21 protein-coding genes are annotated in these 25,735 nt (G+C 59.4%); 17 read left to right on the forward strand and 4 right to left on the reverse strand.

The genetic code is table 11. The features are described 5' to 3' along the window. Nucleotides 1-186 precede the first annotated feature (186 nt). The gene (locus ACM6I0_RS26130; RefSeq protein WP_414923626.1) at nucleotides 187-504 is read left to right on the forward strand and encodes a Rieske (2Fe-2S) protein; all 318 of its coding nucleotides are present in this window, start codon (nucleotides 187-189) and stop codon (nucleotides 502-504) included. Here the strand turns inward: ACM6I0_RS26130 and sfsA are convergent. Both sfsA and ACM6I0_RS26140 read right to left on the reverse strand, forming a co-directional pair. Further along, nucleotides 501-1,214, reverse strand: a complete 714-nt coding sequence (gene sfsA / locus ACM6I0_RS26135; RefSeq protein ID WP_414923627.1) for a DNA/RNA nuclease SfsA — start codon at nucleotides 1,212-1,214, stop codon at nucleotides 501-503. The two genes, ACM6I0_RS26130 and sfsA, sit on opposite strands and share 4 nt — an antisense overlap. Beyond that, nucleotides 1,214-2,386, reverse strand: a complete 1,173-nt coding sequence (locus ACM6I0_RS26140; protein ID WP_414923628.1) for a pyridoxal phosphate-dependent aminotransferase — start codon at nucleotides 2,384-2,386, stop codon at nucleotides 1,214-1,216. Before ACM6I0_RS26140 ends, sfsA begins: the two co-directional genes overlap by 1 nt. A gap of 332 nt (nucleotides 2,387-2,718) precedes the next feature. On the opposite strand from ACM6I0_RS26140, the gene dksA reads away from it, so the two are divergent. The 16 genes from dksA to ACM6I0_RS26220 all read left to right on the forward strand — a co-directional run bounded on the left by dksA (nucleotide 2,719) and on the right by ACM6I0_RS26220 (nucleotide 23,654). Further along, entirely contained in the window at nucleotides 2,719-3,159 is a 441-nt protein-coding gene (dksA, locus tag ACM6I0_RS26145) for an RNA polymerase-binding protein DksA (protein WP_090179905.1), read from the forward strand. 222 nt (nucleotides 3,160-3,381) lie between these two features. Next, entirely contained in the window at nucleotides 3,382-4,266 is an 885-nt protein-coding gene (gene gluQRS / locus ACM6I0_RS26150; RefSeq protein WP_414923745.1) for a tRNA glutamyl-Q(34) synthetase GluQRS, read from the forward strand. A gap of 77 nt (nucleotides 4,267-4,343) precedes the next feature. Continuing rightward, nucleotides 4,344-4,520, forward strand: coding sequence for a hypothetical protein (locus tag ACM6I0_RS26155; RefSeq protein WP_003176118.1), 177 nt, complete (start codon nucleotides 4,344-4,346; stop codon nucleotides 4,518-4,520). Continuing rightward, on the forward strand, nucleotides 4,504-7,458 hold the full coding sequence (locus ACM6I0_RS26160; RefSeq protein WP_167360475.1) for a sensor histidine kinase: 2,955 nt from the start codon (nucleotides 4,504-4,506) through the stop codon (nucleotides 7,456-7,458). Before ACM6I0_RS26155 ends, ACM6I0_RS26160 begins: the two co-directional genes overlap by 17 nt. Before the next feature lie 22 nt (nucleotides 7,459-7,480). Next, the gene (locus ACM6I0_RS26165) at nucleotides 7,481-8,917 is read left to right on the forward strand and encodes a sigma-54-dependent transcriptional regulator (protein WP_222588473.1); all 1,437 of its coding nucleotides are present in this window, start codon (nucleotides 7,481-7,483) and stop codon (nucleotides 8,915-8,917) included. 710 nt (nucleotides 8,918-9,627) lie between these two features. Continuing rightward, complete coding sequence (locus ACM6I0_RS26170; protein WP_285433675.1) at nucleotides 9,628-11,028, forward strand: polynucleotide adenylyltransferase PcnB; 1,401 nt, start codon at nucleotides 9,628-9,630, stop codon at nucleotides 11,026-11,028. A 3-nt stretch (nucleotides 11,029-11,031) separates the two neighbouring features. Continuing rightward, nucleotides 11,032-11,517: a 2-amino-4-hydroxy-6-hydroxymethyldihydropteridine diphosphokinase gene (gene folK / locus ACM6I0_RS26175; protein WP_285433676.1), complete on the forward strand. Its 486-nt coding sequence runs from the start codon at nucleotides 11,032-11,034 to the stop codon at nucleotides 11,515-11,517. Nucleotides 11,518-11,883: 366 nt separating this feature from the next. After that, entirely contained in the window at nucleotides 11,884-12,684 is an 801-nt protein-coding gene (panB, locus tag ACM6I0_RS26180; protein ID WP_285433677.1) for a 3-methyl-2-oxobutanoate hydroxymethyltransferase, read from the forward strand. Then, entirely contained in the window at nucleotides 12,681-13,541 is an 861-nt protein-coding gene (panC, locus tag ACM6I0_RS26185) for a pantoate--beta-alanine ligase (RefSeq protein ID WP_285433678.1), read from the forward strand. The genes panB and panC overlap by 4 nt, the downstream gene beginning before the upstream one ends. Nucleotides 13,542-13,735: 194 nt before the next feature. Next, complete coding sequence (gene panD / locus ACM6I0_RS26190; protein WP_285433679.1) at nucleotides 13,736-14,116, forward strand: aspartate 1-decarboxylase; 381 nt, start codon at nucleotides 13,736-13,738, stop codon at nucleotides 14,114-14,116. Nucleotides 14,117-14,346: 230 nt separating this feature from the next. After that, entirely contained in the window at nucleotides 14,347-16,011 is a 1,665-nt protein-coding gene (gene pgi / locus ACM6I0_RS26195) for a glucose-6-phosphate isomerase (protein ID WP_285433680.1), read from the forward strand. 246 nt (nucleotides 16,012-16,257) lie between these two features. After that, the gene (acs, locus tag ACM6I0_RS26200) at nucleotides 16,258-18,195 is read left to right on the forward strand and encodes an acetate--CoA ligase (protein ID WP_414923629.1); all 1,938 of its coding nucleotides are present in this window, start codon (nucleotides 16,258-16,260) and stop codon (nucleotides 18,193-18,195) included. 50 nt (nucleotides 18,196-18,245) lie between these two features. After that, on the forward strand, nucleotides 18,246-19,118 hold the full coding sequence (locus ACM6I0_RS26205) for an oxygenase MpaB family protein (protein ID WP_285433682.1): 873 nt from the start codon (nucleotides 18,246-18,248) through the stop codon (nucleotides 19,116-19,118). Between the two features lie 170 nt (nucleotides 19,119-19,288). Further along, the gene (locus ACM6I0_RS26210) at nucleotides 19,289-20,305 is read left to right on the forward strand and encodes a class I SAM-dependent rRNA methyltransferase (RefSeq protein ID WP_285433683.1); all 1,017 of its coding nucleotides are present in this window, start codon (nucleotides 19,289-19,291) and stop codon (nucleotides 20,303-20,305) included. A gap of 104 nt (nucleotides 20,306-20,409) precedes the next feature. Beyond that, nucleotides 20,410-23,352 carry a DUF748 domain-containing protein gene (locus ACM6I0_RS26215; protein WP_414923630.1) on the forward strand — a complete coding sequence of 981 codons (2,943 nt, stop codon included), beginning with the start codon at nucleotides 20,410-20,412 and terminating at the stop codon, nucleotides 23,350-23,352. Next, nucleotides 23,352-23,654 carry a DUF2845 domain-containing protein gene (locus ACM6I0_RS26220; protein ID WP_414923746.1) on the forward strand — a complete coding sequence of 101 codons (303 nt, stop codon included), beginning with the start codon at nucleotides 23,352-23,354 and terminating at the stop codon, nucleotides 23,652-23,654. Before ACM6I0_RS26215 ends, ACM6I0_RS26220 begins: the two co-directional genes overlap by 1 nt. A gap of 178 nt (nucleotides 23,655-23,832) precedes the next feature. On the opposite strand, the gene ACM6I0_RS26225 is transcribed toward ACM6I0_RS26220, so the two are convergent. Further along, a complete protein-coding gene (locus tag ACM6I0_RS26225) occupies nucleotides 23,833-24,186 on the reverse strand; it encodes a BON domain-containing protein (protein ID WP_285433685.1) in 354 nt (117 codons plus the stop codon). Nucleotides 24,187-25,164: 978 nt separating this feature from the next. After that, nucleotides 25,165-25,581, reverse strand: coding sequence for a pilin (locus ACM6I0_RS26230; RefSeq protein ID WP_414923631.1), 417 nt, complete (start codon nucleotides 25,579-25,581; stop codon nucleotides 25,165-25,167). Nucleotides 25,582-25,735 lie beyond the last annotated feature (154 nt).

Below are 25,735 nucleotides of genomic sequence, written 5' to 3' on the forward strand. Positions count from 1 at the left end.
CAGGACCGGGTTCAGGTGCATAGACAGCTTCCTTTAAAGTTTTCCCAGGCACCGGGATGACAGGCCAAGTATCCTCGACGTCCGGCGCCCGCACCCGACGGGCGAAGCGCAATTTTGATAATTGATTGCAGTTGAACATCAAGCCCGGACATTTCCGGTCACGGGCCGGCGGATTTGAGGATAGACATGAAGTTTCTTTGTACCGGCGCCCAATTGCCCGACAACAGCAGTCGCGGTTTCGACATCGATAGCCAGAAGCTGTTTGCCGTGCGCCGGGGCGGCCAAGTCTATGTCTACATCAATCGCTGTCCACACCGGGGCGTCGGGCTGGAATGGAAGGCCGACCAGTTCCTGGACCCCAGCAACAGCCTGATCCAATGCGCGACCCACGGCGCACTGTTTCTGATCGAAGACGGCGAATGCGTCGCCGGCCCGTGCGCCGGACAATCCCTGACCGCCATTGCCTGTCGCGAAGACGCGCAAGGAATCTGGATCAGCCTTTAGTCGCCGAGCAATACGTCCAGCCGCCGATCGACCACCATCTCTTCGTGAGTCAAACGCACGCCGTAAGCGAGCACCTCGACACCGCAGGCCACCGCCTCGCGCAATGCCGCCGCGTAGGCAGAGTCGATCTCCTCTGCCGGACGCACGGCGTCGACTCCCGTCAGGTTCACACAATACAACTGCACCGCACGAATCCCGTCCCGAGCCAGATGTGCGAGTTCGCGCAAATGTTTCGCACCACGCTGTGTAACCGCATCGGGAAAAGCCGCCACCAATGAACCGTCGAAGCCCAACGTGACACTTTTGACTTCCACATATGCCGGCCCGTCCGGGTAATCGAGGCGGAAATCAATGCGGCTGCTTTCCTGTCCGTAGGCCACTTCGCGCTTGAGCCCGGTAAAACCGTTCAGCTCGGTAATGACGCCCGCGCGCAACGCCTCTTCGATCAAACCGTTGGCGCGCCCGGTGTTCACACAAAACAGCCGGCCTTGCGGAGTTTCGCCAACTTCCCAGGTACCGGGCAGTTTGCGCTTCGGGTCATTGGAACGACTGAACCAGACCTGCCCGCCTTCGACCTGACAATTGAGCATCGAGCCCGTATTTGGGCAATGAATGGTCAACAACTCGCCTTCAATGGTTTCGATATCGGCGAGGAAGCGCTTGTAACGGCGGATCAGGCGACCTTCTTCAAGGGGAGGATGAAAACGCATCAGCCTTGCCAGCTCTTCAAGCCGCGCGCGATCCGCTCAACCGCTTCCTGCAGGCGTGGCAAGCTTTGGGTGTAGGCAAATCGCACATGATGCCCGGCCTGGTAACGCCCGAAATCCAGGCCCGGGGTAAATGCCACGTGCTCGGTTTCGAGGAAATGCCGGCAAAACGCGAAGGCATCGCCGCCGAACTTGCTGATATCAGCGTACAAGTAGAACGCACCTTCCGGTTCCACGGCGATGCCAAAACCCAGTTCCCGCAGGGCGGGCAAGAGGAAATCGCGACGACGACCGAATTCGGCGCGACGCTCTTCCAGAATGCTGATGGTCGCCGGTTCAAAGCACGCCAGTGCCGCGTGCTGGGCCATGCTCGGGGCACTGATGTAGAGATTCTGTGCCAGTTTTTCCAGCTCGCCGACCGCCACTTCTGGCGCGACCAGCCAACCCAGGCGCCATCCGGTCATGCCGAAATATTTGGAAAAACTATTGAGAACGAAGGCGCTGTCATCGACTTCCAGCACACTGGCGGCATCGGTGCCGTAAGTCAGGCCGTGGTAAATCTCGTCGACCACCAGATGGCCGTGACGCTCCTTGATCGCCACCGACAATCGCGCCAACTCATCGCGGGTCAGGATCGTCCCCGTCGGGTTGGCCGGCGATGCCACCAGGGCGCCGACGCTGTCCTGGTCCCAGTGGCGGGCCACCAGGTCCGGCGTCAACTGATAGCGCACGTCCGGTCCTACCGGCACCAGTTGCGCAGCGCCTTCGACCAATCGCAGGAAATGCCGGTTGCAGGGATAACCCGGATCCGCCAGCAACCAGTGTTTGCCCGGATCCACCAACAAAGCGCTGGCCAGCAGCAACGCGCCAGAACCGCCCGGAGTAATAAGGATTCGCTGCGGATCGATGTTCAGCCCGTAACGTTGCTGATAGAAGCCCGAAATGGCTTCACGCAACTCGGGGATGCCGCGCGCGGCGGTGTAACGGGTCTTGCCCGCCGTCAACGCGGCCTGGCCGGCCTGGATGATCGGCTCGGCGGTGGTGAAGTCCGGCTCGCCGATTTCCAGGTGGATAACATCGCGACCAGCAGCTTGCAGTTCATTGGCCCGCGCCAGCAGCGCCATGACATGGAAAGGTTCGATTGCGCGACTGCGGGCACTGTAGGACTGAGCCATTAGCCTTCCTCAACGGGGAAAAGAATCGATTCTACCCAAGCGCAGGAACGAGCGAGAACCTAAAGCGGTCTGAGCGCTTATACCCCTGGCCGTAAACGACTCAAGCGTGTACCCCAGGTTTGACTAAAATCAATAATTGATCAGGTCTCCAACGCCGCCAGACAAGGCTTTGCAATCATTTGCAAGCCCCTGGGGCCATTACCTCGACATCCGGGAGTAGCGCGCCCCGATTTGATCTGGTAAGTTCGCCCGCTTGCAGCCGCAGGGCCGGCAGGTGTCGGTGATGGAGCTATCCTGCGCAATGGATTACAAGAGTAGAGGCGGTCTATTTCATGTCCACCCAAGCAAAGCAACAAAATCAGTCGATCAGCGGCTTCGAACCCTACAAAGAAGTGAAGGGCGAGGAGTATATGGGCAAGCCCATGCGCGCTCACTTCACCAAGATCCTGAACAAGTGGAAACAGGACTTGATGCAGGAAGTCGACCGCACGGTTGATCACATGAAAGACGAAGCGGCCAACTTCCCGGACCCGGCAGACCGTGCCAGCCAGGAAGAAGAGTTCAGCCTTGAGCTGCGCGCCCGCGACCGTGAGCGCAAGCTGATCAAGAAGATCGACAAGACGCTTCAGTTGATCGAAGACGAAGAATATGGCTGGTGCGAGTCCTGTGGCGTCGAAATCGGCGTCAAGCGACTGGAAGCCCGCCCTACCGCCGACATGTGCGTTGACTGCAAGACCCTGGCGGAAATCAAGGAAAAGCAGGTCGGCAAGTAACATCGACTTGAACGAAAAACGGAGCGTGCGAACGCTCCGTTTTTGTTTCTGATATTTGCTGATGCCTGTTGTGTCTTTAAAATCGCCATCGCGAGCAAGCTCGCTGCCACGCTGGATTTGTGAACGCCACAGAGCCAATGTGGGAGCGAGCTTGCTCGCGATGGCGGTATCAAGCCGTACGCTCAATCGCCGCCAACAAAGTAATATCCAGCCATGACCGCCATCGCCTCTCCCTACATCGGCCGCTTCGCCCCCACGCCCAGTGGACATCTGCATTTCGGTTCGCTGGTCGCAGCGCTGGCCTCGTACCTCGACGCGCGTGCGGTCGGAGGGCGCTGGCTGATGCGCATGGAAGACCTCGATCCACCACGGGAAGAACCCGGTGCTCAGGCCGCTATCCTCAAAGCCCTGGAAAGCTACGGGTTCGAGTGGGATGGCGAGATGGTCCGCCAGAGTGACCGGCACGAGGCCTATGCCGACGTCCTCAATCGCCTGTTCAATCAGGGCCTGGCGTACGCCTGCACGTGCTCGCGCAAACAATTGGAGCCGTATCACGGCATTTATCCGGGGTTTTGTCGCAATGCCGGGCATGGCACCGAAGACGCAGCGATTCGCTTGCGCGTGCCTGAACTGGAATACCACTTCATCGACCGGGTGCAAGGCGAATTCCGCCAGCACCTGGGCCGGGACGTCGGCGATTTTGTGATCCGTCGCCGCGACGGCCTCTACGCCTATCAACTGGCGGTGGTGCTCGACGACGCCTGGCAAGGCATTACCGACATCGTGCGTGGCGCCGACTTGCTCGACTCGACCCCTCGCCAGCTTTACCTGCAAGAACTGCTCGGCCTGCCGCAACCGCGTTACCTGCATATCCCGTTGATCACCCAACCCGACGGCAACAAACTCGGCAAGTCCTATCGCTCGCCGCCATTGACCGAAGATCAGGCCACGCCGCTGCTACTGCGTGCACTGCGAGCACTGGGCCAAACCCCGGGTGCTGAACTGGAATATGCCACGCCACGGGAAGTGCTGAATTGGGGAATCGCCCACTGGGATGCGCGGTCAATCCCGCGCACACTGGCGCTGCCCGAGGCGCAATTGCAGTGATCGCGCTTGCAGTGGCGCACCCATCCGTTACCATCGCCGCACGTTTTCGGGCACGCGCCTAAAAAAGAGAGGCCGGGATGTACATCTATCGCTTGGTCCTGCTCCTGGTAGTGGGGATTTATCTGTTCTCCCCGGCCATCATGGATTGGTGGATCGACGCCACTGGCGCCTGGTATCGCCCCTATCTGCTCTGGCTGATTCTGATCGTCGTGACCTTCATCCTGCAGAGCCAAAAAGATGCCGATGAGCTTTAGCCTGACCCAGATGATCCTGATCAGCGCCGCGTACCTGGCGGTGCTGTTCGGCGTCGCCTGGATCAGCGAACGGGGCATGATCCCCCGGGCGATCATTCGCCACCCGCTGACGTACACCTTGTCGCTGGGCGTTTACGCAAGCGCCTGGGCATTTTATGGCACGGTGGGCCTGGCCTATCAGTACGGCTACGGCTTTCTGTCCAGCTACCTGGGTGTCTCCGGTGCATTTTTGCTGGCGCCAGTGTTGCTGTACCCGATTCTGAAAATCACCCGCACCTATCAACTGTCGTCGCTGGCCGACCTGTTCGCGTTCCGTTTCCGCAGCACGTGGGCCGGGGCGCTGACCACGATCTTCATGCTAATCGGCGTGCTGCCGTTGCTGGCGTTGCAGATTCAGGCGGTGGCCGACTCGATTGGCATCCTGACTCGGGAACCGGTGCAGCATCGCGTGGCCCTGAGCTTTTGCGCACTGATTACGCTGTTCACGATTTTCTTCGGCTCCCGCCACATTGCCACGCGCGAGAAGCATGAAGGCCTGGTGTTCGCGATCGCTTTCGAGTCGGTGATCAAGCTGATCGCCATTGGTGGTGTCGGTCTGTATGCCCTTTATGGCGTGTTCGATGGCCCGCAACAGCTGGAGTTGTGGCTGCTGCAGAACCAGACCGCCCTCGCCGCATTACACACACCCTTGCAAGAAGGTCCGTGGCGCACGCTGCTGCTGGTGTTCTTCGCTTCGGCGATCGTGATGCCGCACATGTACCACATGACGTTTACTGAAAACCTCAACCCGCGCTCGCTGGTCAGTGCGAGCTGGGGCTTGCCGCTGTTCCTGCTGCTAATGAGCCTGGCGGTGCCGCTGATCCTATGGGCCGGCCTGAAACTCGGCGCCACCACCAATCCCGAATACTTCACGCTGGGCATCGGCATCGCCGCCAACAGCAAAGCATTGGCGCTATTGGCCTATGTTGGCGGGTTGTCGGCGGCCAGTGGTTTGATCATCGTCACCACCCTGGCGCTGTCCGGGATGGCACTGAACCACCTGGTGCTGCCGCTCTATCAGCCGCCGGCGGAAGGCAACATCTATCGCTGGCTGAAGTGGACCCGCCGGGCGTTGATCGTTGCGATCATCATGGCCGGTTACGGTTTCTACCTGCTGCTGGGCGCCGAACAGGATCTGGCGAACCTGGGGATCGTCGCGTTTGTGGCGACGTTGCAGTTCTTGCCCGGCGTGCTGTCCGTCCTCTACTGGCCGACCGCCAATCGCCGCGGCTTCATTGCCGGTTTGCTGGCGGGGATTCTGGTGTGGGTGGTGACCATGCTGTTGCCGCTGGTCGGCAACCTGCAGGGCTTCTACATTCCGCTGCTGAACATGATCTACGTGCTGGACGATACCAGTTGGCACATGGCGGCGATCGCATCGCTGGCTGCCAACGTGCTGATGTTCACCCTGATCTCGCTGTTCACCAATGCCAGTCCCGAAGAGGCCAGTGCCGCCGAAGCCTGCGCCGTGGACAACGTACGTCGCCCGCAACGCCGCGAACTGCACGCCGCATCGCCTCAGGAATTCGCGACGCAACTGGCCAAACCACTGGGCGCAAAAGCCGCACAGAAAGAAGTCGAACAGGCGCTACGCGATCTTTATCTGCCGTTCGACGAGCGTCGGCCGTACGCCTTGCGCCGTTTGCGTGACCGTATCGAGGCCAACCTTTCTGGCCTGATGGGCCCGAGCGTGGCGCAAGACATGGTCGAAACCTTCCTGCCTTATAAGGCCGGTGGCGAAAACTACGTCACTGAAGACATTCACTTCATTGAAAGCCGCCTCGAGGATTACCACTCGCGCCTGACGGGACTTGCCGCCGAACTCGACGCTCTGCGCCGCTATCACCGCCAGACCTTGCAGGAATTGCCGATGGGCGTCTGCTCGCTGGCCAAGGATCAGGAAATCCTCATGTGGAACAAAGCCATGGAGGAGCTGACCGGGATTGCCGCGCAGCGTGTGGTCGGTTCGCGCCTGAGCACCATCGCCGATCCGTGGAAAGAACTGTTGCAAGGCTTCATCAATCTGCCGGACGAGCACTTGCACAAACAGCACCTGGCGCTCGATGGCCAGACGCGCTGGCTGAACCTGCACAAAGCGGCGATCGATGAACCGCTCGCACCGGGCAACAGTGGCCTGGTACTGCTAGTGGAAGACCTGACGGAAACCCAGATGCTCGAAGACAAACTGGTGCACTCCGAGCGTCTGGCCAGCATCGGTCGACTCGCCGCCGGCGTGGCGCACGAAATCGGCAACCCGATCACCGGCATCGCATGCCTGGCGCAGAACCTGCGCGAAGAACGCGAAGACGATAGCGAGTTGAAGGAAATCAGCGGACAGATTCTCGAGCAGACCAAACGTGTCTCGCGCATCGTCCAGTCGTTGATGAGCTTCGCTCACGCAGGCAGTCATCAGCACAGCGACGAGCCCGTCTGTCTGGCCGAAGTGGCTCAGGACGCCATCGGTTTGCTGGCCCTGAACCGGCGCAATTTCGAAGTGCAGTTCTATAATCTCTGCGACCCGGATCACTGGGTCGAGGGTGATCCGCAGCGACTTGCCCAAGTCCTGATCAATCTGCTCTCAAACGCCCGTGACGCCTCGCCTCCCGGCAGTGCGGTGCGAGTCAAGAGTGAAGCCGGCGAACACACGGTCGACTTGATCGTGGAAGACGAAGGCAGCGGTATTCCGAAGAACATCATGGACCGATTGTTCGAACCTTTCTTCACCACCAAGGATCCTGGCGAAGGCACCGGTCTGGGCCTTGCACTGGTCTATTCCATCGTTGAAGAGCATTATGGACAAATCACCATCGACAGCCCGGCTGATGTTCAAAGCCAACGCGGCACCCGTATCCGGGTGACCTTGCCGCGTCATGTCGAAGCGACGTCCGCTGTGAACTGAGACCGTCGAGAGAATCGAATCAATGCCGCACATTTTGATCGTCGAAGACGAAACAATTATCCGCTCCGCCTTGCGCCGCCTGCTGGAACGTAACCAGTACCAGGTCAGCGAAGCCGGTTCAGTGCAGGAAGCACAAGAACGCTTCACCATCCCCACGTTCGACCTGATCGTCAGTGACCTGCGTCTGCCTGGCGCCCCGGGCACCGAGCTGATCAAACTTGGCCAGGGCACTCCGGTGCTGATCATGACCAGCTACGCCAGCCTGCGTTCGGCCGTTGACTCGATGAAGATGGGCGCGGTGGATTACATCGCCAAGCCTTTCGATCACGACGAAATGCTCCAGGCCGTCGCCCGGATCTTGCGCGACCGCCAATCGGTGCAAGCCAGTGTTGAACCTGCCACCGGCAAAGCCGGCAATGGCGCGGCGAAACCGGGTGTCGATAACAGCAACGGCGAAATCGGCATCATCGGTTCATGCCCGCCGATGCAAGACCTGTACAGCAAAATTCGCAAGGTCGCGCCGACCGATTCCAATGTCCTGATCCAGGGCGAATCCGGCACCGGTAAAGAACTGGTGGCGCGCGCGCTGCACAACCTGTCCAAGCGCGCCAAGGCACCGATGATTTCGGTGAACTGCGCAGCTATCCCGGAAAGCCTGATCGAGTCCGAACTGTTCGGCCACGAAAAAGGTGCATTCACCGGCGCCAGCGCCGGGCGTGCCGGCTTGGTCGAAGCTGCGGATGGCGGCACCTTGTTCCTCGATGAAATCGGCGAACTGCCGCTGGAGGCCCAGGCCCGCCTGTTGCGCGTGTTGCAGGAAGGCGAGATTCGCCGGGTCGGCTCGGTCCAGTCGCAGAAGGTCGATGTGCGCCTGATCGCGGCCACTCACCGGGACCTCAAGAGCCTGGCGAAAATCGGCCAGTTCCGTGAGGACTTGTACTACCGCCTCCACGTGATCGCCCTGAAACTGCCGGCCCTGCGCGAGCGCGGCGCCGACGTCAACGAAATTGCCAACGCCTTCCTGGCCAGACAGAGCGCGCGGGTCAACCGCACCGATCTGAAGTTTGCCCCGGATGCTGAACAAGCGATTCGTCACTACACCTGGCCTGGCAACGTTCGCGAGCTGGAAAATGCGGTCGAGCGCGCCGTCATCCTGTGTGAAAGCCCGGAAATTTCCGCCGAGCTACTGGGCATCGACATTGAACTGAGCGACCTGGAAGACGACGACTTCATGGGCCTGGCGCCGCAACAGGGCAACAATGCCAGCAACAACAGCCATGAGCCGACCGAAGACCTGTCACTGGAAGACTACTTCCAGCACTTCGTTCTGGAACATCAGGACCACATGACCGAAACCGAGCTGGCCCGCAAACTCGGGGTCAGTCGCAAGTGTCTGTGGGAACGCCGTCAGCGCCTGGGTATCCCGCGGCGCAAGACAGGGGTCGCCAGCGAGAGCTGAACCACAGCTGTCTGATGTGCGGGTAACACGTGACTTTGCGAAGAAACTGTTACCCCACCTATTTCGCGTAACAGAAGCCGGGGCTTACGGTAACGAAGCCCCGGTTTTTTTGGGCCTTGAAAACCTCCCCCAGCCGGCCTAACCCCTTGTTTTACTGGCCTTCGCAAAAGTTGGCACGCCCCCTGCTATATGTTTGGTACAAGAACAATAACAAGCAATGCACAAGACAATAAAAATAAGACGAATCGACTCACGCACAATAAAAACAAGACGGCGAGAGGCGCAGCTAACTGATTCTTTTGGAGAGGCGTTGTATTTGGGGCTTGCCCCACGACCAGGCCGAGAATAATAAAAAACTGTCCTAAGACAGTGCCTGAACTGGTTGGATCGCGAGATCACTGCAGCACAGCGACCAAAGCAATCCGTTTGCTCTTGGCTCCCGATTGGGAGGGTCATGAAGGAAAAACTTCATGGCGAGGGCACTTAACAAAAACAAAAAGCCCGAAACCAATAATAAAAATAGAGCATGCAACTACTTCTTGGGGAGCTTCGGCTCCCCTTGTGGTTTCTGGCGTTTGGCCTTGTACGCGACATCCCCTGCACACGCTTGCGCAGCTTCCTACACCATCCCCCGACTAAATGCTAGAATCCCCGCCCATCATGCGGTCATTCTTCGTTATGGCCGAACATTCCTTCAAACAGTGCATCCCATGCTGAAGAAGTTGTTCCAGTCATTCCGTTCTCCCAAGCGTCATACGCAACACATTCGCACCACGCCTGAAGTCCTCAACAGCGGCCAACACTCGCTGCAAAAGGCCCAATTCAGCCGTTATGCGGTGAATATCGTCGAACGCCTGCAGAACGCCGGTTACCAAGCCTACCTGGTCGGCGGCTGTGTGCGTGACATGCTGCTCGGCATCACGCCTAAAGATTTTGACGTCGCCACCAGCGCCACGCCTGAACAGGTGCGTGCCGAATTCCGCAATGCGCGGATCATCGGTCGCCGTTTCAAACTCGTGCATATCCACTTCGGTCGCGAAATCATTGAAGTCGCGACCTTCCGCGCCAATCACCCGCAAAATGACGAGGAAGAAGACAGCAACCAGTCTTCCCGTAACGAAAGCGGGCGCATCTTGCGCGATAACGTCTACGGCACGCTGGAAGAAGACGCGCAACGCCGCGACTTCACCATCAACGCCCTGTATTACGATCCGGTCAGTGAGCGCATCCTCGACTACGCCAACGGTGTGCACGACATCCGCAATCACCTGATCCGTCTGATCGGCGACCCCAAGCAGCGCTATCAGGAAGACCCGGTGCGGATGCTGCGGGCCGTGCGGTTCGCCGCCAAGCTGAATTTCGGTATCGAAAAACACAGCGCCCTGCCGATTCGCGACCTGGCACCGATGCTGCGCGAGATTCCCTCGGCCCGCCTGTTCGAAGAAGTGCTCAAGCTGTTCCTCTCCGGCCATGCTGCAGACACCTTCGAGATGCTCGTCGACTTGCAGCTGTTCGATCCGCTGTTCCCGGCCAGTGCCGAAGCGCTCGAATACAACCCGACCTACACCCACACCCTGATCAGCGAAGCGCTGGTCAACACGGACCTGCGGATCAAGCAGAACAAACCGGTCACCCCGGCGTTCCTGTTTGCGGCCCTGTTGTGGCCTGCCCTGCCGGCGCGCGTACTGCGCCTGCAAGAACGCGGCATGCCGCCGATTCCGGCGATGCAGGAAGCGGCGCACGAGCTGATTGCCGAACAGTGCCAGCGGATCGCGATTCCAAAACGCTTCACCATGCCGATCCGCGAGATCTGGGACATGCAGGAGCGCCTGCCACGGCGCAGCGGCAAACGTGCCGACCTGCTGCTGGACAACCCGCGGTTCCGCGCCGGCTACGACTTCCTGCTGCTGCGCGAAAGCGCTGGCGAGCAGACCGATGGCCTGGGCGAATGGTGGACGGACTATCAGGACGCCAACGACAGCGAACGTCGCGACATGATTCGCGACCTCAGCGGCAAGGATGAAGGCACCGGCGCTCCACGCAAACGTCGTCGCAGCGGTGGCGCCAAGCGCAAACGCACAGCCGGCGCACCGAGTGCCACGGGCGAGTAATCCATGGAACGCATCTACATCGGCATGGGCAGCAATCTGGCTGACCCCGCTGAACAGTTGCGCAGCGCCGTCAATGCGCTCGCTCAGTTGCCGCAGACCGAACTGGTCGGGGTGTCCGCGTTTTATCAAAGCGACTCGCTGCTACCCGGCCAACCGCGTTACACCAACGCGGTGGCGGCGCTGCACAGCACACTCGCGCCGCTCGACCTGCTCGATGCACTGCAAGCCATCGAGAACGAACAGGGCCGCGAGCGACTTGAACGCTGGGGGCCGCGCACGCTGGATCTCGACATCGTGCTGTTTGGCGATCGGCTGATCGATGAACCGCGCCTCAAGGTGCCGCATTACCATTTGCAGGAACGAGCGTTCGTGCTGTATCCGCTGGCCGAGCTTGCGCCTGCGGATTTGCGCCTGGCCGATGGCCGCACGCTAAGCGACTTGCTCGCTGCCTGCCCGTTCGTCGGCCTGGAACGCCTCCCTCAGAATTGAAACCATTCCCTGTGGGAGCGAGCCTGCTCGCGATGACTGACTGTCAGTCAACTTCTCTATCGCCTGCTCAATTGCTATCGCGAGCAGGCTCGCTCCCACACTGGTTTATGTGTCGAACGCGAGATTGCAGCTGCTGAAACGCATCAGTTACAGCGGTAACACCCGCCTCGTAACAACGCGGTAACACATCCAATTGACTTCCCGAGTTCTCCTCACGACTATAGGCGTCCCGCTGCCGCCAACACGGCGTTAAAGGGCGCAATCCAGGCCTTAAAAGCACGACAACAGACCGTGCGCCTGTATTTAACGAAGAATCACGCGCGTTACTCGCAGTAGTTTCCACAGCGCCTGAATGAGGAACTTTTCATGCCAGCCATCACCCTGACCACGCTGCAAGGTCTCAAGCAAAAAGGTGAAAAAATCACCATGCTGACCTGCTATGACGCAACCTTCGCCCACGCCTGTAATGAGGCTGGCGTCGAAGTGCTGCTGGTGGGCGACTCCCTCGGCATGGTTTTGCAAGGTCATGACAGCACCCTGCCCGTGACCACCGCTGAGATGGCTTACCACGTGGCGGCCGTCAAACGCGGCAACACTGATGCGCTGATTCTCGCCGACCTGCCCTTCATGGCCTACGCCACCACCGAACAAGCCATGACCAACAGCGCGCTGTTGATGCAGGCCGGAGCGCACATGGTCAAGGTTGAAGGGGCATTGTGGCTCGCCGATTCGATCCGCCTGCTCGCCGAACGCGGCATCCCGGTCTGCGCGCACATGGGCCTGACACCGCAATCGGTGAACATTCTGGGCGGCTACAAAGTCCAGGGCCGCAACGAGAACCAGGCGCGGCAGATGCGCGCCGATGCGATTTCCCTGGAGCAAGCTGGCGCGGCCATGCTGCTGCTCGAATGCGTGCCCAGCGAATTGGCCGAAGAAATCACCCAGGCCGTGAAGATTCCGGTGATCGGCATCGGCGCCGGCAGTGGCACCGACGGCCAGGTACTGGTGTTGCACGACATGCTGGGCCTGTCCATCACCGGTCGCGTGCCAAAATTCGTCAAGAACTTCATGGATGGCCAAGCCAGTATTCACGCGGCACTGAGCGCCTACGTCACTGAAGTCAAAGCAGCCACTTTCCCTGGGATCGAACACGGATTCTCTGCATGAACACCGTCAAAACCGTACGCGAACTGCGAGCCGCCGTGGCCCGCGCCCGCAATGAAGGCAAGCGCATCGGCTTCGTGCCGACCATGGGCAACCTGCACAGCGGCCATGTTGCGCTCATCACCAAAGCCTCCCAACGGGCGGATTTCGTGGTCGCTAGCATTTTCGTCAACCCGCTGCAATTCGGCGCCGGCGAAGACCTCGACAAATACCCGCGGACCCTTGCCGCCGACCAGGAAAAACTCCTCCAGGCCGGTTGCCATTTGCTGTTCGCGCCATCCGCTGAAGAAATGTACCCGGATGGCATGGCCGGCCAGACCCGCGTCAGCGTGCCGCAACTCTCCGAAGGCCTGTGTGGCGCCAGCCGTCCCGGGCATTTCGAAGGTGTGGCGACGGTGGTCAGCAAGCTGTTCAACATGGTCCAGCCCGATCTGGCGATTTTCGGCCAGAAAGACTTCCAGCAACTGGCGGTCATTCGCGCGCTGGTGCACGACTTGAACATGCCGATCCAGATCATTGGCGAACCGACCGTGCGGGCGGCCGATGGCCTGGCGCTGTCGTCGCGCAATGGTTTCCTCAGCGAAGAACAGCGGGCCATCGCACCAGAGGTCTATCGCACCCTGACCCGGATCAGCGACGCAATCAAACAGGGCGAGCGCGATTACCCGACGCTGATCAATGAGCAGATCAAGCAACTGGAAGTCGCTGGCCTGCGTCCGGATTACCTGGAAATTCGCCATGCACTGACCTTGCGTCCGGCGACGACCGAAGATCGGGATCTGGTGATTCTGGTCGCAGCGTTCCTGGGGACCACGCGGTTGATCGACAACCTGCACCTGAACCTCGACGCGCACGCATAAACACCACCAAACCCTGTGGGAGCGAGCTTGCTCGCGATAGCGGATTGTCATTCAACATCGATGTTGGCTGATCCACCGCAATCGCGAGCAAGCTCGCTCCCACAAGGGGTAAGCAGTGGCCACGCACTGTATTGCCGCCCCTCAAGCCTTCGGGCAAACTGCCCGCCGTTCGATTCCGACCTGGGGAAACACTCATGCACGCCATCATGCTCAAGGCCAAGCTGCATCGCGCCGAAGTCACCCATGCTGTACTCGATTACGAAGGCTCCTGCGCCATCGACGGCGAGTGGCTGGACTTGTCCGGTATCCGTGAATACGAACAGATCCAGATTTATAACGTCGACAACGGCGAACGCTTCACCACCTATGCGATTCGTGGCGAAGAAGGCTCGCGGATGATTTCCGTCAACGGTGCTGCCGCGCATAAGGCCAAGGTCGGTGATCGAGTGATCATCTGCGCCTACGCTCATTACAGCGACGCCGAGCTGCTCAACTTCAAGCCGCGGATGCTCTACATGGCGCCGGGCAACGAACTGAGCCACACCAGCAACGCCATCCCGATCCAGGTCGCCTGATCGAACCAACGTCCTGTCACCTGCCCGTTTGTCGGCCCATACGCTACTCGATGTTAAAAAAGTACCGGAAACGGGTCAGACAAAGGCAAGACAGATCAATGCGCGGGGTTTACTGTATTCGCCCTGCGCCATGAAATCGTCTCGACGCAGTTGACCGGAGCGCCCGCCCGCAGCGTTCCGGGATTTTTCGTGTTCAAAAAGCCGTTCAAGTAAAAAGGAAACCCGCAGCGATGGCGTACTACCGCACTCCTCATGACGTGACCGCTCTGCCCGCCTGGCAAGCGTTGAAAGACCACCGCCAAGCCATGCAGGATTTCAGCATGCGCGAAGCCTTTAATGCCGACCCGCAGCGTTTTACTCAATTCACCCTCAGCAGCTGCGGCCTGTTTCTCGATTACTCCAAGAACCTGATCAACGCCCAGACCCGCAATCTGCTGGTGGGCCTGGCCAACGAAGTCGACCTCAAGGGCGCGATCAAGTCGCTGTTCGACGGCGAAATCGTCAACTCCTCCGAAGGCCGCCCGGCCCTGCACACCGCTCTGCGCCGCCCGGTTGGCGACAAGTTGTCGGTGAACGGCGTCAACGTGATGCCCGAAGTGCATAAAGTGCTGAACCAGATCACTGATCTTGTGGGCCGTATCCACGATGGTCTGTGGCGCGGTTACACCGAGAAGCCGATCACTGACGTGGTGAACATCGGCATCGGTGGCTCGTTCCTCGGCCCTGAACTGGTGTCCGAAGCGCTGTTGTCCTACGCCCAGAAAGGCGTGCGTTGCCATTACCTGGCGAACATCGACGGCAGTGAATTCCACGAACTGACCATGAAGCTGCGCGCCGAGACCACGCTGTTCATCGTCTCGTCGAAATCCTTCAACACCCTCGAAACCCTGAAGAATGCCCAGGCCGCACGCGCCTGGTACCTGGCCCAGGGTGGTTCGGAAGCCGAGCTGTATCGTCACTTCATCGCCGTGTCGAGCAACAACGCCGCCGCTGTGGCCTTCGGCATCCGCGAAGAAAACATCTTCCCGATGTGGGACTGGGTTGGCGGTCGTTATTCGCTGTGGTCGGCCATCGGTTTGCCGATCGCCCTGGCCATCGGCATGTCGAACTTCAAGGAACTGCTGTCCGGTGCCTACACCATGGACCAGCATTTCCAGAGCGCGCCGTTCGAACAGAACATGCCGGTGCTGCTGGCGTTGCTCGGCGTCTGGTACGGCAACTTCTGGGGCGCGCAAAGCCACGCGATCCTGCCGTACGACCACTACCTGCGTAACATCACCAAGCACTTGCAACAGCTGGACATGGAATCCAACGGCAAGAGCGTCCGTCAGGACGGCACGCCCGTGTCCACCGACACCGGCCCGGTCATCTGGGGCGGCGTGGGTTGCAACGGTCAACACGCTTACCACCAGTTGCTGCACCAGGGCACCCAGCTGATCCCGGCTGACTTCATCGTGCCGATCGTCAGCTTCAACCCGGTGTCCGACCACCACCAGTGGCTGTACGCCAACTGCCTGTCGCAAAGCCAGGCATTGATGCTCGGCAAGACCCTTGCCGAAGCTGAAAACGAGCTGCGCGACAAAGGCATGAGTGAAGAAGACGTGCATAAACTCGCACCGCACAAGGTGATCCCGGGCAACCGTCCGAGCAACACCCTGGTGGTCGAGCGCATCAGTCCGCGTCGTCTCGGCGCGCTGGTGGCGATGTACGAACACAAAGTCTTCGTGCAAAGCGTAGTGTGGGGCATCAACGCCTTCGACCAGTGGGGCGTGGAGCTGGGCAAGGAGCTGGGCAAAGGCGTCTACAACCGCCTGGTCGGCAGCGAAGAAACCCCGGCTGACGATGCTTCCACCCAAGGCCTGATCAACTATTTCCGTGGTCGTCACCGCGGCTGATCTAACGCCCCGCCCACAGGGTTTGTGCCAGGCATACATTCTGTGGGCAACACCAATACTGTGGGAGTGAGCCTGCTCGCGATAACGGTTTGTCATTCAACATCGATGTCGACTGATCCACCGCTATCGCGAGCAGGCTCACTCCCACAGTTGTTTTGGGTTACCCATTCCCAAGGCGTTCGGCTTGAACCCTTCCGCTACTCGGCGCATCTTTATTACTTGTCGCAACAAGAATAAGGAACCGTCATGTTCGATATCAGCACGTTCCCCATAGCCGATGCCGTCCGCCGGGCTGCGCACTTGAGCCAAGACGACTATAAGCGCCTCTACCGCCAATCCATCGAACACCCCACTGAGTTCTGGGCTGAACAGGCCACAAGGTTTCTCGACTGGAGTAAACACTGGGACACCGTCCAGCGTTACAACCTGAAAACCGGCGAGGCCAGTTGGTTTGCCGGCGGCAAGTTGAATGTCAGTTACAACTGCATCGACCGCCATCTGGAAAAACGCGGCGACCAGACCGCCATTCTTTGGGAAGGCGACGACCCCGCTGAATCGGCGCAGATCACCTACAAAAAACTCCATCACAACGTCTGCCGCCTGGCCAACGTGCTCAAAAGCCGTGGCGTGAAAAAGGGCGACCGCGTATGCATCTACATGCCGATGATTCCCGAAGCCGCCTACGCGATGCTCGCCTGCACGAGGATTGGCGCAGTGCATTCGGTGGTATTCGGTGGTTTCTCACCTGATTCCGTACGCGACCGCATTCTCGATGCCGATTGCTGCACCGTGATCACTGCCGATGAAGGCGTGCGTGGCGGTAAATTCGTGCCGCTCAAGAAGAAGGTCGACGAGGCCCTGAAAAGCTGCCCGAATGTCAGCACGGTCATAGTCGTTGAGCGCACCCAAGGCGAGGTGGACTGGGTAGAAGGCCGTGACCTCTGGTATCACCAGGCGCTGCGCGACGTCAGCGACGATTGCCCGCCGGAACCGATGGACGCCGAAGACCCGCTGTTCATCCTCTACACCTCCGGCAGCACCGGCAAACCCAAAGGCGTGCTGCACACCACCGGCGGCTATCTGCTGCAAGCGGCAATGACCTTCAAATACGTGCTCGACTACCGCGACGACGAAGTCTTCTGGTGCACCGCCGACGTCGGCTGGGTCACCGGCCACAGCTACATCGTCTACGGCCCGCTGGCCAATGGCGCGACCACGCTGATCTTCGAAGGGGTGCCAAGCTACCCGAGCAGTTCGCGCTTCTGGCAGGTTATCGATAAACATCACGTCAATATCTTCTACACCGCCCCGACTGCACTGCGCTCGCTGATGCGTGAAGGCCCGGAACCGTTGAAGGAAACGTCGCGCGCGAGCCTGAGATTACTCGGCAGCGTCGGCGAGCCAATCAACCCGGAAGCGTGGGATTGGTACTTCAATGCCGTCGGCGAACAACGTTGTCCAATCGTCGACACCTGGTGGCAGACCGAAACCGGCGGCATCATGCTCAGCCCGCTGGTCAGCGCACAACGGATCAAACCCGGTTGCGCCACACAACCGATGTTCGGCGTACAGCCCGTGCTGCTGGATGAGACGGGCAAGGAAATCAAAGGCGCCGGCAGCGGCGTGTTGGCGATCAAGTCCAGTTGGCCGGCACAGATCCGCAGTGTCTATGGCGATCCGCAACGGATGGTCGACACCTACTTCAAGCCCTACCCCGGCTATTACTTCACCGGTGACGGCGCGCGGCGCGACGAGGACGGCGATTACTGGATCACCGGGCGCATCGACGACGTGATCAACGTTTCCGGGCACCGTATTGGCACCGCAGAAGTGGAAAGCGCGCTGATCCTGCACGACAGCATCGCCGAGGCCGCCGTGGTCGGTTACCCCCATGACATCAAGGGCCAGGGCATCTACGCCTTCGTCACCCCCATGAACGGCACCGAACCCACTGACGAACTGAAGAAAGAACTGCTGGCCCACGTCATCAAGGAAATCGGCAGCTTCGCCAAGCCGGATTTGATCCAGTGGGCGCCGGCCTTGCCGAAAACCCGCTCAGGCAAGATCATGCGGCGCATTCTGCGCAAGATCGCCTGCAACGAACTGGACAGCCTCGGTGACACCTCGACGCTGGCTGACCCAAGTGTGGTGCAAGGCCTGATCGACAAGCGTCTGAACCAGTAAGCCCCGCGCGGCCAGCGATGGCCGCGTTTTCTTTCTACAACTGAGTCGCCATGGAATTTATCCGCAGCCGCATCGAAACCCAGCTCATGAGCCTGACCGGTCTGTCCCTGGGCAAACTCGACCTGGAAAATCCCAAGGGCGATCCCGGCCTGTTCGGTCCCGACTCGGTGAGCTGGCAAGTCCATGGCGATTTCAGCAGCATGCTGATCGGCGGCATCAGCGCGCTGATGCTTCAGGCCCTGCATCCATTGGCATTGGCCGGGGTCTGGGATCATTCGAATTTTCGCGAAGACATGATCGGCCGCTTGCGCCGCACCAGTCAGTTCATCTCCGGAACGACATTCGGATCGCGCAAGGACGCCGACTGGTTGATCGAGAAAGTCCGCACCATTCACCTGCAAGTGGTTGGCACCGCGCCGGATGGCCGGCCCTACGCCGCCAGCGATCCCGACCTGCTGACGTGGGTGCACGTGGCCGAGGTCAGCAACTTCCTGGCCGCGCATCTGCGGTATCGCAATCCGCACCTGTCTGCGCTTGATCAAGACCGTTACTACGGGGAAATCGCGATGATTGCCGAACGCCTGGGCGCGCGCGATGTGCCGCGCAACCGCAAGGAAATCGCGGCTTATCTTGAACGAGTCCGCCCGCAACTGCTGTGCGACCAACGCAGTCGCGAGGTGTTGCGACTGCTGCTGAACGCGCCCGCCCCCAGTCGCCTGGCCAAACCGTTCGGCGGCTTGATGATGCAGGCCGGGATCGACCTGTTGCCAGACTGGGCCAGTGACATGCTCGACGTGCGCCAGAACCCGCTGCAACGTCAACTGATCCGTGCCAGCGTCAAGCGCAGCGCACCGATGCTGCGTTGGGCGATGCGAAATGGCTCGGTGCAGCGGGCCAAGCGACGGATGGGGCTACTCACCTGATAAAAAGCATCGCGAGCAGGCTCGCTCCCACATGGGTTTTGTGTTGCTCACTAAATAGGTGACTCATAAAGATCCAGTGTGGGAGCGAGCCTGCTCGCGATGGCAGCACCAAGGTTTCGCGCCAAGCTGTTAAACTCCCGCGCCAAATTCCCTCCTGCAAGGCGCCCAGCATGTCTTCCTTGAATCAGGCGCTGCGCGCCGCCCTCGATCATCGCCAGGACCTGCTTGCCGAACTGCATCAGCAAGGCACCGACTGCTATCGCCTGTTTCACGGCAGCCAGGAAGGCGCCGGTGGCCTGACCATCGACCGCTACGGCCCGCAATTGCTGGTGCAAAGCTTTCACCAGGCGTTGGAACGTGACGCGCTGCTGCAACTGCACGATGCGATTAATCAACACTTGGGCCTGGAAACGCTGCTGGTCTACAACGATCGTTCCCGGGGCAACTCGCGTATCGACCGCGAAGACACCGTCTATCGCGCCGACGACGCCGCGCTACAGGACCTGGTCGGCCACGAATGGGGGCTCAATTATCGGGTGCGCGGACGTCATGCCGGCCAGGATCCGCTGCTGTTCCTTGACCTGCGCAACACTCGTGGCTGGGTCAAGGAGCACAGCAAAAACAAAAGCGTGCTCAACCTGTTCGCCTACACCTGCGGCGTGGGTTTGAGCGCCGCGGCCGGTGGCGCACGCGAGGTGTGCAATCTGGATTTCGCCGAGGGCAACCTGGCGGTCGGTCGTGAAAACGGCCTGCTCAACCCACAGCTGCCGACCATGGAATTCATCCAGTCCGATTACTTCCCGGCTATCCGTCAACTGGCGGGCCTGCCCATCAGTCAACGGCGCGGGCAGAAACTACCGAGTTACCCGCGCCTTGAGCAGCGTCAATACGACCTCGTACTGCTCGACCCGCCCGCCTGGGCCAAAAGTGCATTTGGCACGGTCGATTTGTTGCGTGACTATCAGAGCCTGCTCAAACCCGCCCTGCTGGCGACCGCCGACAATGGCGTGCTGATCTGCTGCAACAACCTGGCAAAGGTCAGCATGGACGATTGGCGCGAACAGGTTTTGCGTTGCGCGCAAAAGGCTGGCCGGCCCGTCCGTGAGTGGACGGTAATGAAGCCCGGCGGTGATTTCCCATCGCTGGATCAACAACCACCGCTGAAAACCCTGATCCTGCAATTCTAAGATTCAGCAAAAAATCAGATTAATCCTGGAAAGCAGGATGGCTTCGGAACCGGAAACGCGTGCCATACTCCAACGCACTCCGATTCAGACAGACGAAGCCACACATGCCCAAAGGATTGATTCGCGCTATCGGCGCTTTGTTGACTGCTCTGGCCCTTTATAGCCTGCTGGGGTTTCTGATTTTACCGGGCATCGCGCTGCGCATTGCCAATCAGCAACTGGCCCACTATGCCACGACGCCTGCCACGATTTCGCGGATCGAACTCAACCCCTTCAGCCTGGAAGTGACCCTTTGGGGCCTGGTCATCGGTGAACCTGGCAAGGAACAGGTCGGCTTCGAACGCCTGTACGCCAACCTGCAGATCGACAGCCTGTGGACCAAGGCGCTGCACCTGTCCGATATCGAAATAGACAAGCCCAAGACCGAAATCCTCTTTGGCAAGGACGGCAAACTCAATCTGCTGGGCCTGTTCAAAATACCCGCCAGCGAACCGACCCCGGCAGACCCGAACGCCAAGCCGTTTCCGCTGCGCATCGAGCGCATCAAACTGGCTGGCGGCAATGTGCATTTTCAGGATTCACGCCCCAGTGAACCCATTGAATTTCTTTACGACAAGCTCGACTTCGAACTGAAGAACCTCAGCACCCTGCCCGAGGACAGTGCCAACATGACGTTGGTGGCCATCGGCCCGGGAGGTGGACAGCTCGACTGGACCGGCAATTTCAGCCTGATCCCGATTACCTCCGAAGGTAAGCTGAAAATCACCGACGGCAAGATGAAATCCTTTTGGCCCTATGTCCGTGACGCTTTGCCGCTGGTGCTGGAAAACGGCGTCGTCAACCTGAGTACCGACTACAAACTCAACCTGTCCAAAGAAACCCACCTGCTGCTAAGCAACGTTGCCGTCAGCGTCGCGCCCTTCGCCATCAAGGCCCCGGACGGTCGGCCGCTGGCGAGACTGGAGCGCCTGGACATCAGCGACACCACCGTGGACCTGGCCAAGCAACAAGTGGTGGTCGGCAAGATCCGCAGTAACAAGCTGGAAACCTGGGCTGCCCTCGAAGCCGATGGCCAACTCGACTGGCAAAAACTGTTCGCCAGCCAACCGTCCAAAGCGGCGGTAAAAGCCAACGCCGAGCCGAAGAAAACGCCGGCGGCAGCCGATTCGCCGAAAGCTGAACCCGCCGCGCCAGGCAAACCGTGGCAAGTGCTGCTCAAAGACGTGCAACTGCGCAATTACCAGGTGCACCTGGCCGACCGCAAGGCACAACCTGCCGTGGCATTGGACGTCGGTCCGCTGAACCTGGACCTGCAAAACTTCGACAGCCTTAACGGCTCGCCTTTCAACCTCAAGCTCGACACCGGCGTGGGCAACCAAGGCAAACTTACGGTCGACGGCTTGGTCAATCTGGCGCCGGTCAGCGCCAAGCTGAAGGTGCAGACCAAAGACATCGATCTGCGGGTCGCGCAGTCCTACATCAACCCGTTCATCCGCCTCGAACTGCGCAGCGGCATGCTCGGCAGTGACCTGGCTGTCGACCTCAAGAGCACCGAGCCGCTGGCGTTCAACGTCACCGGCCGCGCTCAGGTCGATCAACTGCATACCCTCGACACCCTGAAAACCCGCGACTTCCTCAAGTGGCAGCAACTGGTGCTCGAAGGCCTGAACTATCAACACGGCGACAGCCTGTCGATCGACAAGGTCAACCTGTACCAGCCGTATGCGCGCTTCATGATCAATGATGATCGCACCACCAATATCGACGACCTGCTGATCCCGCAACCGGCCGACTCAGGTGTTGCCAAGACTGCGGCGGCCAAACCCGCCAGCCAGGAAAAACCCCTGGGCATCCATGTCGGCGGCGTGGCCATCAATGACGGTTCGGCAAACTTCGCCGACTTCAGCCTGACACCCAACTTCGCCACCGCCGTGCAACAACTCAACGGGCAGATCGGCACCATCGACAGCCGCCAGGCGAAACCGGCCAGCGTCGACATCAAAGGCAAGGTCGACCGCTATGCGCCCGTGACCATCAAGGGCTCGGTCAACCCGTTCGACCCGATGGCCAGCCTCGACATCGCCACCAGCTTCAAACGCGTGGAACTGACCACGTTGACGCCCTACTCCGGCAAGTTCGCCGGTTACCGCATCCGCAAGGGCCGACTCAATCTCGATCTGCATTACATGATCACCAAAGGCCAGCTCAAAGCTGAAAACAAAGTGGTGCTCGAGCAACTGCAACTGGGTGAGAAAGTCGACAGCCCGGATGCCGTCAGTCTGCCGTTGAAACTGGCGATTGCCTTGCTCAAGGACGTCGACGGCAAGATTTCCATCGAGCTGCCGGTGACCGGCGACCTGAACAACCCGCAGTTCAGCATCATGCCGATTGTCTGGCAGACCTTGCGCAACCTGATCGTCAAGGCCGCCGCCGCGCCGTTCAAAATGATTGGTGGGCTGGTCAGTGGCGGCGGTTCCGAAGATCTGGGCAGTGTTTCGTTCGAGCCGGGTTCGAGCGATCTGAACAAGGAGGCCGAAGCGGCACTGGTCAAACTGTCGCAAGCCTTGAAGGAACGCCCGGACCTGCATCTGGAAATTGAAGGCACTGCCGCTGCCAGCAGCGACGGTCCGCTGATTGCCGAGCAACGGCTTGAGCGTGAATACCAATACAACTACTACAAAATGCTCCAGCGTCGCGGCGACAAGGTTCCGGCACAGGCGTCGTTGGTCGACGTGCCGGACAGCGAGAAAGGCCCATTGCTGGAAGGAATCTACCGCACACGCCTGAAGACCCAGCCACCCGCCGAATGGAAGGACCTGGGCAAGGAAGAACGCACCGCCAAAATGCGTGCCGAGGTGATCAAGTTCTGGAGTACCAACGAGGTGCTGCTACGACAACTCGGTCAGGATCGCGCCAGCAGCATCAAGGATTTCCTGGTGGACAAGACCCAGATGGCCGATGACCGTGTCTACTTCGTCGACGCCAACCTTGGCGAGGCGCAAAGTGATGGTCGTGTGGTGACGCCGATGCACCTGGATGCCGAATGATGATCAGACGAGTGCTGATGGGCTTGAGCGTAACCTTGGCATTGGCAGCCAGCCAGGCCTGGGCGACCGATACATTGCGCTGCGGCAGTCAATTGGTCAGCGTGGGGGACAGGACCAGCGAGGTGCTGCAAAAGTGCGGTGAGCCCATTGCCCGCGACTTGCTGGGCTACAAGCGCAGCGCCAACCGACGGGAAGAGTTCCAGGTCGAAGAATGGACCTACGGGCCCAATAGCGGGATGTATCAATACTTGCGGTTTGAAGGCAATCGGCTGAAACAGATCACCAGCAAACGCGGAAACTGAAGACACCACTCCCACATGGGTTTTGCGGCGCCCACAATAGAACAGGCCCCCGACACGAATGTCGGAGGCCTGTAATGACCACATCCTTGTGGCCTTCGCATGAACTCTTCAGATGCAACAGGCGTACTACTCAGCCCACCTGCTGCGCCTTCTCCCGGTTCAGGCGAGAAGTCTTGCCTTACTCGGCTTTCAGGCCGTCAGCGGAGACCGCTTTGACGCCTTTGATTTTCTTGGTGATCGCGACAGCGGTAGTTTTCTGAGCTTCGGTCACTGCAACGGTGGACGACAGCGATACAACACCTTTGTTGGTTTCAACTTTGATGTCGGTGCCAGGAATGCCTTTTTCAGTTACCAGGTCGCTTTTGACTTTGGTGGTGATCCAGGTATCGGAAGTAGCTTCCTTGGCCTTGGTCACTTCACCCGCCGCCAGAGTCATCGGGGCTTGGGTGGTAGTGGTTTGTGCAAATGCTGCGTTGGCCATGGTCAGGGTCAGCGCGGTAGCAGCAGCGGCAGCGATAGCGAACTTCTTCATACGAGTAACTCCTGTTTTTCTATAAAGTCTGCTGTGTGTCTTATTCAGCAGGGTTACTGGGTATGTTGCGAACGGTGTGCCAACTTTGAGACAACGAATAAACCTATATAAAACAGTCACTTAAGAAATAGCCTGATTTTCGGATTCATGCAAAATGCATGACTTGGTGATTCTCTACATGCAAGTTGCGGGTTTTGCCTTGGGCCTAAGGCCATGAATTGTCGGGGGTTTTCATGTTTTCGGAATTCCAGGGTGTTTTTCCAACAGGAAGCCCCCGCTTTTCAGGGCTAATGCGGTTCAGTTACGACATTTTTGGGGTTGGGGTTGGGGGCATATCCGTTTCTGCGGTCATGGCGGCTATTGGTTCCGCCCTGACGGCGGGTCACTTGGAAGAGCGCCAAGTAACCAAGCGCTTGCGCCCCTGACGTCCGGTGCCTCGCCTAGGCTCGGCATCCCCTCACTCCGGTCCTGCTCCGTGGGCCCGCCGCCATCGGCCATCCATGGCCGGGGGCGGCTAACCCGGCATCCATGCCGGGTTGCCCACTGCGCAGAACCTGCGTTCGGCCTTCCGATGGGGCAGATCAAGATCAAAAGCGGAAGGCGAGCTAACGCTCGACCTGAAGAGTGGTGAGAAGCAAAAGCGGTGCGCCTATCTGCTCTGCTTTATGTGGGAGTGAGCCTGCTCGCAATGCTGTTGCTGTTGCTGTTGATCGTTCCCATGCTCTGCGTGGGAATGCCGCCGGGGACGCTCTGCGTCCCGCTGTCGACACCAGACTTGAGTCTTGCGCAAGGGTGACGCGGAGCGTCACGGGATGCATTCCCACGCAGAGCGTGGGAACGATCATTAAATTGCGGGTTTTGCCTGGTGCCTAAGGCCATGAATTGTCGAGATTTTCTCGCTGGTTTGCTGAGCATCAAACGCCAGGCAAAAAAATACCCCACCGTAAGTGGCAGGGCATTGATAGATCGAGCTGAAAGTCAGACGCCTGGGCAGCTGTTGTTTGTGTAGTCCTTTGAACCCGAGAACGCACAAGACCAGCCAGTAGTAGCGCTACGAGTCAGCGTAATTGTCTGACCCAGGACTGGCGGCGGCGAATTGATCAACTTGCAGACAATCGTCCCTTTGCCGTCAACAACCGTACCTATGATCGTCAGTGTACAGTTTTGAGTCGCGGCCACGTTTGGACTCACATTAGCGGTGGATGGGTTGGTAACCCCGTCGTTCATCACGTCTTCAAAACTGACTTTAAGCGCGGACACCTCAGCGACGCCGGCAGTGACCTTGGCCTTTGCCTGGTATTTGGAATACTGCGGCAACGCAAACGTCGCCAGAATCCCGATGATCGCCACCACGATCAGCAGCTCGATCAGGGTAAAACCTTTTTGAGTATTCATAGACAAGCTCCATGCATGAGTCGAAATCTCATGACCTGAATTAGCCCCAGCACAGCCCGTGCCAAGCGCCGCGCCCCCTGCTGGCAGGGCGCACACTCCATAGACAGCCCTGCCCTACCCCCAGTAACCGCACTATCTGACACTTTTTGTCACC

Source organism: Pseudomonas sp. IT-P294 (assembly GCF_949767865.1).
Lineage (GTDB): Bacteria > Pseudomonadota > Gammaproteobacteria > Pseudomonadales > Pseudomonadaceae > Aquipseudomonas.